Source organism: Brevundimonas diminuta ATCC 11568, assembly GCF_000204035.1.
Classification (GTDB): Bacteria; Pseudomonadota; Alphaproteobacteria; order Caulobacterales; family Caulobacteraceae; genus Brevundimonas; species Brevundimonas diminuta.
Map to the genome: position 1 here is coordinate 2,498,904 of NZ_GL883086.1, position 10,371 is coordinate 2,509,274.

A 10,371-nucleotide genomic window follows, 5' to 3' on the forward strand; every position below is an offset into this window, starting at 1 on the left:
GCCGTCCGCGCCCGGCTCGGTCGGGGCCGGCGTCACCGACGCCGAAGCCGGTCAGTTCGCCGCCGCCATGGGCGAGATCTCGGGCATCGCCCGCGCCCTGAACGGCGCCCAGCCGAACGCCGAACAGCAAGCCCAGATGGCCGCCGCCATCCAGAACTCGGGCCTTGAGATCGAGCGGTTCAACGCCATTTCCGCCGCTACGGCCCAGGACGAGCATCTTCAGGCGCGCATCGCCCTTGCCCAGGCGCGTCAGGGGGAATAGGCCAGTTGAAACGAGGGCCGTCGCTGATGCGGCGGCCCTTCTTCCATTCAGACAGGACTGATCATGAGCGACGACGTCACCAAGGACTCCAACGGCAACCTCCTGTCGGACGGCGACAGCGTGACCCTGATCAAGGATCTGAAGGTCAAGGGCTCGGGCGGGGTGACGCTGAAGCGCGGCACCCTGGTCAAGAACATCCGCCTGACCGGCGACCCCGACGAAATCGAGGCCAACGTGGAGAAGGTGCGCGGCCTGGTCCTGCGCACGGAGTTCGTGAAGAAGGCATAATTTAGGGGGCCTACCGCGCTTCGCGTTACTTGAGGCCCAGCAGGCTGATTCAGCCCACCTCCGCCAGAAACTCGAAGATGGCCGCGCGCGCCTCTGGCTCGTCCAGCATGGGGGCGTGGCCGACGCCGGGAACCTCGGCATAGGCCATGGCGGGGGCGGCCTTCTTCATCCTGTCGGCGATGGCGGAACTGAGCAGGTCCGAGGTTCCGCCGCGCACCAGCAGGGTCGGCTTCTTGCGCGCCAGCGCCCGGAACGAGGGCCAAAGGTTGGGAACCAGGGCCTTGGACCCCGCCGCCTTGATCGGCGCCGCGATGTCGGGGTCGTAGTCCAGCACCGGAGCGTCCTCGGTCTCCTCGCGGAAGACGCGGCGGGCGAAGGCGGCCCAGTCGGCGTCCGTATAGTCGGGGAAGGCCGCCTCATTGATCCGGCGGGCGTAGGCGGTCGCGTCGTCCCAGCTTTCGATCACGACCGGCTGGCCGGGTATAGGCGGCGATGCGGGCCAGGCCCTCGGCCGCGACCTCGGGGCCGACGTCGTTGAGGATGGCGGCGGCGATGGCCTTGGGCTTGATGGCCGTCAGCGCCAGGGTGATCAGCCCGCCCATGGAGGTGCCGAGGAAGACCGCCTTCTCGATCCCCGCCTGCTCCATCAGCGCCACGACATCCTTTGCATAGACGTCCGGCGTATAGGTCATGGGATCGGGCGCCCGGTCCGAGCGTCCGCGCCCGCGCACGTCGACGGCCAGCACGCGGCGGCCGCTGTGGGCGATCAGGCCGGCGATGACGCCGAAATCGGCGCTGTTGCGAGTCAGGCCGTGGATGGCGATGACCGGCAGGCGCGCCGGACCTTCGGCCGGGGCGTAGTCGCGCGCGTAGAGGTTCAATCCGTCCGGCGAGGTCCAGCGCCGCTCGACGTAGCGGTCGGCCAGCGGGGTGGTCATCGGCATGGATCGTCTCCGAACAGCAGTTCCGTTCGAGCGACGTTAATTCATCGATTGCGGAATAGCGATCAGGCGAGCGCCAGATTGCGGATGAATTGATCGAGATCGCCCTCGGTGAAGCGGTGGCCCGCCACACCCGCGCGTCGCGCCGCCTCCATGTCGGACGGCTGGTCGCCGATCATCAACGAGCGGGAGAGGTCGAGGTCGTGCTCGGCGGCGGCCCTCAGCAACATGCCGGGATTGGGCTTGCGGTCGGGGTGGTCGGGGTGGCGATAGCGTTCGTCCGCCGCTTCAGAATGGAAGGGGCAGGCGTAGACGGCGTCGATGCGTCCGCCGCCTTCGGCCAGCCGCGCGACCAGCCGGCGGTTGAAGTCGTGCATGGTCTCTTCGCTGAACATGCCGCGCGCCACGCCCGACTGGTTGGTGACGATGACGGTGACGTAGCCCGCCGCGTTCAGCCGCTTCACCGCCTCCGCCGCGCCGGGGATCAGCACCAGTTGATCGGGCCGGTGCGGATAGCCGCTGTCGACGATCAGCACGCCGTCGCGGTCGAGGAAGGCGGCGGGGCGCTGGGTCATGCGGGCTCCGTCAGCAGGGCCGAGAAGGCGGTCGTCAGGTGATAGAGGCTCGAGGCGGGAACGGCGGCGTCCAGCGGTCGTCCCTCGGCGTCAAAGGCGTCGATCCACAGGCCGGGCGTCGTCGTGGCCAGGTGGGTCTGGAACAGGCGATCGATCAATCCGGCCGCCCTGAGGTGTTCGGCGCGCGCATGCAGGACGCGCAGAAGCTCGGTCTGGGCCCACAGGCGTACGCCGCCGTCGCGGACCTGGCCGATCCGGTTGATCTCGCGCACGGCCAGCCCATCCGCGCGGACCCCGCAGGTCAGGGCGCTGGTGTAGAGAGCCCGCGCGGGAGAGCTCAGGTCCGGCAGGCCGAGACGCGCGGCTTCGCCCAGCAGCCAGACCCATTCCATGTGGTGGCCCGGCTCGATGCATTGACCTTCGGATCCGGGGCGCGGGCTCCAGTCGGTCTCGTAGAACTCGCCCAGCATCAGATGCTCGCGGTCGAAGAAGCGCCGGTTGAACAGGTCCAGCACCGAGCGCGCCGCTGCCTCGAAGGTCGGATCTGGCGCTGTCGCCTGCCAGGCCAGCAGGGCCTCCAGCATGTGCATGTGCGGGTTCTGGCGGCGCGGCAAGACCGGGGGCAGGGCCTCCTGCCAGCCGCCGTGGACCGGGTCGGCCATCTGCGCCTGGATGGCCGTCAGCGTCTCCAGCGCCAGCGGCTGCGCCCGTTCGTCCTTCAGCACGCGGTGCGCGGCGGCCAGGGCGAACAGGACGAAGGCCAGGTCATAGAGGTCGGGCGTGGCGTCGATCACGACCCCTGCGTCGTCCGTGGCGCGCACCCACAGGCCGTCGTCCCGGCGGTTGTTGCGGATCAGGGCGTCCAGCGCGGCGCGGGCGACGGGCTCGCCCTCGGTCCAGCCCAGCGCGACGGCCTGGATGAAGACATAGGTCTGGCGCGCCTGGACGCGGGTGCGGCGGGGGACGCCCGTGACGGGCCGCCCGTCGAAGTCCAGCTTCTCGAAGAAGCGGTCCTGATCGTCGATCCCTGCCGCCGCCCACAGCGGCAGGGCCTGGCCGAACAGCCAGTCATGGACCCGGTTCCTGGCGGCGGCGTCGAAGCTCATGGCTCCGGCTTAGGCGGCGCTCCCGACTTTGCCAAGCCGCCCTTTCGTTGCATCGCGCAACGCGAAGTGACTCCGGGGGGTTTGTTCAGCACCCCGCCGCTTTGCTAGGACGCAGGCTGACACAGACGACCCGCCTTCGCGTCTGCGCCCCGGAAGACGATTCCCCGCTGCGCCGGCCCCATCGAGAGAGCGACATCGCAATGACCATTCCCTTCATCGACCTTCAGGCCCAGCGTCTGCGCCTCGGCGGCAAGATCGAGGCCGCCGTTCAGGAGGCCGTCGTCGGCGGCGCCTGGGTCATGGGCCCGCAGGTGCGCCAGTTCGAGGCCGACCTGGCCGCTTTCGGCAAGGCGAAGCACGCCCTGGGCTGCGCCAACGGCACCGACGCCCTGGCCCTGCCGCTGATGGCCTGGGAGATCGGGCGCGGCGACGCCGTCTTCGTCCCCAGCTTCACCTTCGCCGCCACGGCCGAGGTCGTGCCCTGGTTCGACGCCGAGCCGGTCTTCGTCGATGTGGACGAGAACACCTACAACATGGACCCGGCGGCGCTGGAGCGCGCCATCGAGGGCGTCACGGCCGAGGGCCGCCTGACCCCGCGCGTGGTCATCGCCGTCGACCTGTTCGGCCAGCCCGCCGACTATCCGGCGATCAAGGCGATCTGCGACAAGCACGGCCTGAAGCTGATCTCGGATTCGGCCCAGGGCTTCGGCTGCACCATCGACGGCGCGCATCCGCTGGAATGGGCCGATGTGACCACCACCAGCTTCTTTCCGGCCAAGCCGTTGGGCTGCTACGGCGACGGCGGGGCGGTGCTGACCAACGACGACGACCTGGCCCAGCTGATGGATTCCATCCGCGTCCACGGCAAGGCGGTCGCGGTGGACCTGAAGGACCGCACCTTCGACCATGACCCCAAATATTTGAACATGCGCATCGGCCTGAACAGCCGTCTGGACACCATCCAAGCCGCCGTCTTGATCGAGAAGCTGAAGGTCTTCGCGCAGGAGATCGAGTGGCGCAACGCCGCCGCCGCCCGCTACAACGAAGGCCTCCGTCCCCACGTCGCCAAGGTTCCGGACGTTCCGGCGGGCAATGTCTCCAACTGGGCGCAGTATACGGTCGAGCACTCCGACCGCGACGCCCTGGCCGCGCACCTGAAGGAGCAGGGCGTGCCGACGGCGGTCTATTATCCGATCCCGCTGCACCTTCAGCCCGCCTATGAGCACTATCCGCGCGGCGCGGGCGGTCTGCCCGTCACTGAACGGCTGAAGGATGTGGTGATCAGTCTGCCGATGCACGCTGATCTGGACGCGGCGACGCAGGACCGCATCATCGCCGCCGTCGCCAGCTTCAAGGCCTGATCCGCATGACCATCCACCAGACCCCCCTCAAGGTCGGCGTCGCGGGTGCCGGCGTCATGGGCCGCAACCACGCCCGCGTCCTGGCCGAACTCCGCGACGTCGAACTGACGACCGTCTTCGACCCGGACGCCGTGACGGCCGAGGGCGTGGCCGCCGCCTATGGAGCGACCCCCGTGACGACCGCCGAGGCTTTCGTGGCCGCCGGATTGGACGCCGCCGTCATCGCCACCCCGAACCGCTATCACGCCGAGCTTGGCGTGGCCCTGCTGAACGCCGGGGTTCATGTGCTGGTGGAGAAGCCGATCGCGGCCACCGTCTCTGACGCCCAGGCCATGATCGACGCGGCCAGGGCCAATGACCGCGTGCTGATGGTCGGCCATGTCGAGCGCTTCAACCCGGCGGTCGAGACCGTCAAGCGCGCCATCGACGGCGACGAGATCATCTCCATCCAGATCACCCGCGTCGGCCCCTTCCCGCCGCGCATGGGCGAGGTCGGGGTGGTCATCGACCTGGCCGTGCACGACATCGACATCATCCGCCATCTGACCGGGTCGGAGATGACCGAGGTCCAGTCCCTGCTGGGCCATGCGCACGCCTCGCGCGAGGACTCGGCCCTGCTGCAGTTCCGCATGGACAATGGGGTGATCGCCCACATCACCACCAACTGGGTCACGCCCTACAAGACCCGCGTCCTGCAGGTGGCGACCAAGAACCGCTTCATCGTCGCCGACCTGATCACCCGTCAGGTGACGGAATTCTTCGGCCAGCAGCCGGACGGCTCCTATTCGACGCGGATGCTGAACGCCTGGCCCGCCGAGCCGCTCAAGAAGGAGCACGAGGCCTTCATCCACGCCATCCGCACCGGCGAGACGGCGGCCGTCAGCGGCGAGGACGGCCTGCGCAATCTGGAAGTGGCGCTGAGGTGCCTGGGCGAATAGGCGCCCATGGATTTCCGCTCGCCCCGGCGCTCGCCGGGATGAGCGGGAGGCTCTAGGCCTTCACCACCTGCATCGTCAGCCATTCGGCGATCAGGGCGGGTTTGTCGCCGCCGTCGATCTCGACGGTCAGTTCGTGCTTCAGCAGCCACCGGCCGCCGCCCTTATCCTCGGCCGACAGCAGTTTGAAGCGGCCGCGCACGCGCGATTCCGACGGCGCCGGGGCGAGGAAGCGCAGGCGGTCGAAGCCGTAGTTCACCCCCATGACCAGATCATCCAGCGGGGCGACCGCATCCATGCTCATGGCCGAGGCGAGGCTGAGAGTCAGGAAGCCGTGCGCGATGGTCCCGCCAAAGGGCGTCGCCTTGGCGCGCTCGGGATCGACGTGGATGAACTGCTCGTCCTCGGTCAGTCCGGCGAAGGCGTCAATGCGCGCCTGATCCAGCGCGAACCAGCGGCTGACGCCGACCTCCTGTCCGATCAGGGATTGAAGTTCGCTGGCCTTGGTCATGTGACGCCCTCCCGTTTGCGCCAGCCTTGCGCGGGGAGGGGGCGGAGGCAAGGCCTACCCCTCGAAGCGTCCCTCGATGATTTCGCTGAACAGGCCGGGGTCGACGTTGCCGCCCGACAGGACGACGCCGGTGGTCAGTCCCTTCGCCGCGACCTTGCCCGAGAGCAGGGCCGCCAGCGACACGGCGCCGCCCGGCTCGATGACCAGCTTCAGCCAGCGAAAGGCGAAGCGCATGGCCTCGGCCACCTCGGCGTCGGTGACGGTCGCGGCGCCCGCCAGGCGCCGGTTGATCGGCCAGGTCAGTTCGCCCGGAATGGGCGCCATCAGGGCGTCGCAGATGGACGGCGAACCTTGCGGATGGGCGGTGCGGGCGTCCGCCTCCAGCGAGCGGCGGGTGTCGTCGAAGGCTTCGGGCTCGACCACGATGACGCGGGTGGCGGGGCTCTGTTCGGCCATGACCAGATTGATCCCGGCGATCAAGCCGCCGCCCGAGGCGCCGCACAGCAGCTGGTCCATCGGCACGCCCGCCTGCTCCAGCATCTCCAGCCCGACCGTGCCCTGGCCCTCGATGATGAAGGGATCGTCGAACGGCGGGACCAGCACCGAGCCGCGCTCGGCCGCGATCTCGGCGCCGATGGCCTCGCGGCTTTCGGTCCAGCGATCGTAGAAGCGGACCTCGCCGCCAAAGGCGCGCACGCCCTCGACCTTCACCGTCGGGCTGTCCGACGGCATGACGATGACGGCGGGCGTGCCGATGGCCTTGGCCGCCGCCGCCACGCCCTGCGCATGGTTGCCGGATGAATAGGCCACGACGCCGCGCGTCTTCTCTTCCTCGGTCAGGCGGCTGACGCGGTTGTAGGCGCCGCGGAATTTGAAGGCGCCCGCCACCTGAAACGTCTCGGCCTTCATCAGCACACGGCCGCCGACAGCTTCGTTCAGGGCCGGGTGCTCAATCAGCGGCGTGCGGACGGCGGCGGGGGCGATCTGGCGGGCGGCGTCGACGACGCCTTGGAAACTGGGCGTATGCATGGCTTCCCTCTTACGTCGCAGCGCAGGCTCTGCATAACTCACATCATGCAAGCAAATATGATCCTCGCCATCGACCAGGGCACGACCTCGACGCGGGCGATCGCGTTTGAGGTCTCGCCCGAGGGGGCCTTTCATGCGGTCGCCGTCAGCCAGATCGAGCTGGCGCAGCACTTCCCGCAGTCGGGCTGGGTCGAGCATGACGCGGCCGAGATCTGGCGCGCGACGCTGCAGACTTGTCGCGAGGTGGTCAGGAAGGCGGGCGGCGTCGGCCGCTTCGCCGCCATCGGCATCACCAATCAGCGCGAGACCTCGGTGATCTGGGACGCGGCGACCGGCGAGCCCCTGCACCGCGCCATCGTCTGGCAGGACCGGCGTACGGCTGAGGCCACGGGCAAGCTGGCGGCGGCAGGGCATGAGGCAGCGGTGCAGGCGGCGACGGGCCTGATCCTCGACCCCTATTTCTCGGCCTCGAAATACGCCTGGCTGCTGGACGCCGTGCCCGGCGCGCGCGAACGGGCGGCGCGGGGCGAGGTCAAGCTGGGCACCATCGACGCCTGGCTGATCTGGAAGCTGACCGGCGGAAACAGCCACGTCACCGACGCCACCAACGCCAGCCGCACCAGCCTGATGGACCTGACGACGCGCACATGGCGACAGGATCTGTGCGACCTGTTCGGCGTGCCGATGCAGGCTCTGCCGGAAATCCGCGACTGCGACGCCCTGTTGGGCGAGGCCGATGCGTCCCTGCTGGGGCGCGCCCTGCCCATTCATGGGTCGGCGGGGGATCAGCACGCGGCGCTGGTCGGACACGGGGCGCTGACGGCGGGGGACGCCAAGATCACCTACGGCACCGGCGCTTTTCTGGTGGCCAATGTCGGGGCGGCGCCGGTGGCCTCGACCTCGCGGCTGCTGGGGACGCTGGGCTATGCGGCGGGAGGTGAAGCCGCCTATGCGCTGGAGGGGTCCATCTTTTCGGCCGGATCGGCGATCCAGTGGCTGCGCGACGGGCTGAAGGTGCTGTCGGACTCGCGCCAGTCCGAGGCGATGGCCCAGATGTTGAAGGACAACGGCGGGGTCTATCTGGTCCCCGGCTTCACCGGCCTGGGCGCGCCGTGGTGGGAGCCGGAGGCGCGGGGCACGGTCGTCGGCCTGACCCGCGACAGCGGACCGGCGCACATGGTCCGCGCCGCGCTGGAGAGCCTGGCCTATCAAACCCGCGACCTGCTGGACGCCCTGACGAAGGACGGAGCGCCGCCGCTGAAGCGGCTCAAGGTCGACGGCGGCGTCACCGCCAACGCCTTCGCCATGCAGTTCGTCGCCGACATCTGCGAGGTCGAGGTCGAACGGCCGGCTTTCCAGGAAATGACGGCCATGGGGGCGGCGCGGCTGGCGGCCTATGGCGTAGGCCTGACCGAGGCCCTGTGGACCGCACCGGCCGAGGCGCCCGCCGTCTGGACCCCGCGCATGGGGGCCGAGGAGCGGGCGCGGCTGCTCAAGGGCTGGCGCGGCGCGGTTCGGGCGGCCATCATCGCCGCCCAGCCGGAGGAGGGGGAATGACCGAGGCCGCGGATTCACAGGCATTGGACGCTCAAACTGCGTTTTCGGGCACGCGCGAGGTGGACGAGCGCCATCGGTTGGACGAGGCGGCGCTGGACGCCTGGCTGGCGGCGAACGTCGAGGGTTACGCCGGGCCGCTGACCATCCGTCAATTCAAGGGCGGCCAGTCCAACCCGACCTATGAGCTGACCACGCCGGGCCGGGCCTATGTGTTGCGTCGCAAGCCGCCGGGCGCGCTGCTGGCCAGCGCCCACGCCGTGGACCGGGAGTTCGCCGTCATTTCCGCCCTGCACGCCCAGGGTTTTCCGGTCGCGCGGCCCTATGCTCTGTGTACGGATGATGGCGTCGTCGGCTCCATCTTCTACGTCATGGAGAAGGTCGAGGGGCGCATCTTCTGGGACTTGAAGCTGCCCGGCCTGACCCCGCCGGAGCGCCGCGCCGTCTATGACGCCCAGGTCGATACGCTGGCGGCCCTGCACCGGCTGGAGCCGGAGGCTGTGGGCCTGGCCGACTACGGCAAGGCGGGGAACTATTTCGCCCGTCAGGTGGGACGCTGGACCAAACAGTATCGCGCCTCCGAGATCGAATCGATCGCGGCCATGGATCGGCTGATCGGCTTCCTGCCCGACAGCCTGCCGCCCGAGGGGCCGACGCGGATCGTGCATGGGGATTTCCGGCTCGACAATCTGATCCTCGATCCGGCCGAGGCGAAGGTGCGGGCGGTGCTGGACTGGGAGCTGTCGACCCTGGGCGACCCGATGGCGGACTTCTCCTATCTGCTGATCGCCTGGGTCATTCCGGCGTCTCTGCGCAACGGCCTGGCGGGGGCGGACCTGAAGGCGCTGGGCGTTCCTTCGGTCGAGGAGACGGTCGAGCGCTATGCGCAGAAGACCGGGACGGCGGCGCCGACGAACCTGGACTGGCTGTTCGCCTATAATCTGTTCCGGCTGGCGGCCATCTGTCAGGGCATCGCTGGACGGGTGCGCGACGGCACCGCCGCCAGCGCCCATGCGAAGGCCATGGCGGCCCAGGTCGGCCCGCTTTCGGATGCGGCCTGGGGCTTTGCGCGCAGGGCCGGGGCCTAGCGGAGCTATATGGAAACAGTTTTTGTTACGGATCGATTTGTGAAACGCCCTCGGAAGGCCTACCTTCCCATCAGGAGCATGAACCCTGATGTCTGACAGCCAACGTTTTCCCGTCGCCGCCCACGCCCTGGCCTATCTGGCCCACAAGGGCGCCTATGCGGCGACCGAGGCCGAGCCGAGCGCCGTCCTGGCGGCTTCGGTGCCGACCAATCCGGTGGTGATCCGCCGGGTCACGGCCTTGCTGGCCAAGGCGGGCCTGATCGCCACGCGCCCCGGCGCGTCGGGCGGGTCGTGGCTGCTGCGGCGGCCCGAGGATATTCGCCTGGATGAGGTGCTGAAGGCGGTGAACGGCTGCGCCCAGCTGGGTTCGCCGCCCGCCGGGGCCAAGGGCTGCCCAGTGGGCGAGCATATTCCGCGCCAGGTGGCCAAGGCCCTGACGGCGGCGGATCAGGCGGCGGGCGCGGCCCTGTCGAAGATCACCATCGCCGACCTGCTGGCCGAAGATTCCGAGGTGCTGCGTCCGTTCGCGCCGCATCCGTGCTGCCCCAACGCCGACGCGGCCTGACGAGGCGTTCTTGGGGGAGGGGCGTCGCACCGTTCTGATCACCGGGGCTTCGGCGGGCATCGGCGCCGCCCTGGCGCGCGTCTGCGCGGCGCGGGGCCATGACCTGATCCTGACCGCCCGGCGCGAAGGGCCGCTTCAGGCCCTGGCCGCGGAGCT

At 69.4% G+C, this 10,371-nt stretch carries 12 protein-coding genes and 1 pseudogene; 8 read left to right on the top strand and 5 right to left on the bottom strand.

The genetic code is table 11. The features are described 5' to 3' along the window. Together BDIM_RS16060 and BDIM_RS16065 are read left to right on the top strand one after the other, a co-directional pair. Positions 1 to 262: DUF4168 domain-containing protein (locus BDIM_RS16060; protein ID WP_040346451.1), on the top strand; the 262-nt coding region annotated here is incomplete at its 5' end. Between the two features lie 63 nt (positions 263 to 325). Continuing rightward, a complete protein-coding gene (locus BDIM_RS16065; RefSeq protein WP_003166615.1) occupies positions 326 to 550 on the top strand; it encodes an alkylphosphonate utilization protein in 225 nt (74 codons plus the stop codon). 49 nt (positions 551 to 599) lie between these two features. Here the strand turns inward: BDIM_RS16065 and BDIM_RS18645 are convergent. The 3 genes and pseudogenes from BDIM_RS18645 to BDIM_RS16080 form a co-directional block, all read right to left on the bottom strand. Continuing rightward, positions 600 to 1,494: pseudogene (locus BDIM_RS18645) on the bottom strand (alpha/beta fold hydrolase). 62 nt (positions 1,495 to 1,556) lie between these two features. After that, positions 1,557 to 2,066, bottom strand: coding sequence for a D-glycero-alpha-D-manno-heptose-1,7-bisphosphate 7-phosphatase (locus BDIM_RS16075; RefSeq protein ID WP_003166616.1), 510 nt, complete (start codon positions 2,064 to 2,066; stop codon positions 1,557 to 1,559). Further along, positions 2,063 to 3,172 carry an AGE family epimerase/isomerase gene (locus BDIM_RS16080; RefSeq protein WP_003166617.1) on the bottom strand — a complete coding sequence of 370 codons (1,110 nt, stop codon included), beginning with the start codon at positions 3,170 to 3,172 and terminating at the stop codon, positions 2,063 to 2,065. Before BDIM_RS16080 ends, BDIM_RS16075 begins: the two co-directional genes overlap by 4 nt. 200 nt (positions 3,173 to 3,372) lie before the next feature. On the opposite strand from BDIM_RS16080, the gene BDIM_RS16085 reads away from it, so the two are divergent. Further along, positions 3,373 to 4,533 carry a DegT/DnrJ/EryC1/StrS family aminotransferase gene (locus BDIM_RS16085; protein WP_003166618.1) on the top strand — a complete coding sequence of 387 codons (1,161 nt, stop codon included), beginning with the start codon at positions 3,373 to 3,375 and terminating at the stop codon, positions 4,531 to 4,533. 5 nt (positions 4,534 to 4,538) lie between these two features. Next, the gene (locus BDIM_RS16090; protein WP_040346452.1) at positions 4,539 to 5,471 is read left to right on the top strand and encodes a Gfo/Idh/MocA family protein; all 933 of its coding nucleotides are present in this window, start codon (positions 4,539 to 4,541) and stop codon (positions 5,469 to 5,471) included. Between the two features lie 52 nt (positions 5,472 to 5,523). Here the strand turns inward: BDIM_RS16090 and BDIM_RS16095 are convergent, their stop codons facing one another. Next, complete coding sequence (locus BDIM_RS16095; protein ID WP_003166619.1) at positions 5,524 to 5,979, bottom strand: MaoC family dehydratase; 456 nt, start codon at positions 5,977 to 5,979, stop codon at positions 5,524 to 5,526. 54 nt (positions 5,980 to 6,033) lie between these two features. Beyond that, positions 6,034 to 7,008 (bottom strand): threonine ammonia-lyase, encoded by a 975-nt coding sequence (locus BDIM_RS16100; protein WP_003166620.1) that lies wholly within the window; start codon positions 7,006 to 7,008, stop codon positions 6,034 to 6,036. A gap of 45 nt (positions 7,009 to 7,053) precedes the next feature. Between BDIM_RS16100 and glpK the strand changes: the two genes are divergently transcribed. The 4 genes from glpK to BDIM_RS16120 all read left to right on the top strand — a co-directional run. After that, complete coding sequence (gene glpK / locus BDIM_RS16105) at positions 7,054 to 8,565, top strand: glycerol kinase GlpK (RefSeq protein WP_248601227.1); 1,512 nt, start codon at positions 7,054 to 7,056, stop codon at positions 8,563 to 8,565. Next, positions 8,562 to 9,650: a phosphotransferase family protein gene (locus BDIM_RS16110; RefSeq protein WP_003166622.1), complete on the top strand. Its 1,089-nt coding sequence runs from the start codon at positions 8,562 to 8,564 to the stop codon at positions 9,648 to 9,650. The genes glpK and BDIM_RS16110 overlap by 4 nt, the downstream gene beginning before the upstream one ends. Before the next feature lie 88 nt (positions 9,651 to 9,738). Next, positions 9,739 to 10,215: an Rrf2 family transcriptional regulator gene (locus tag BDIM_RS16115; protein ID WP_003166623.1), complete on the top strand. Its 477-nt coding sequence runs from the start codon at positions 9,739 to 9,741 to the stop codon at positions 10,213 to 10,215. Between the two features lie 10 nt (positions 10,216 to 10,225). After that, a partial coding sequence (locus BDIM_RS16120; protein WP_040346454.1) for an SDR family NAD(P)-dependent oxidoreductase occupies positions 10,226 to 10,371 on the top strand: 146 nt, incomplete at its 3' end.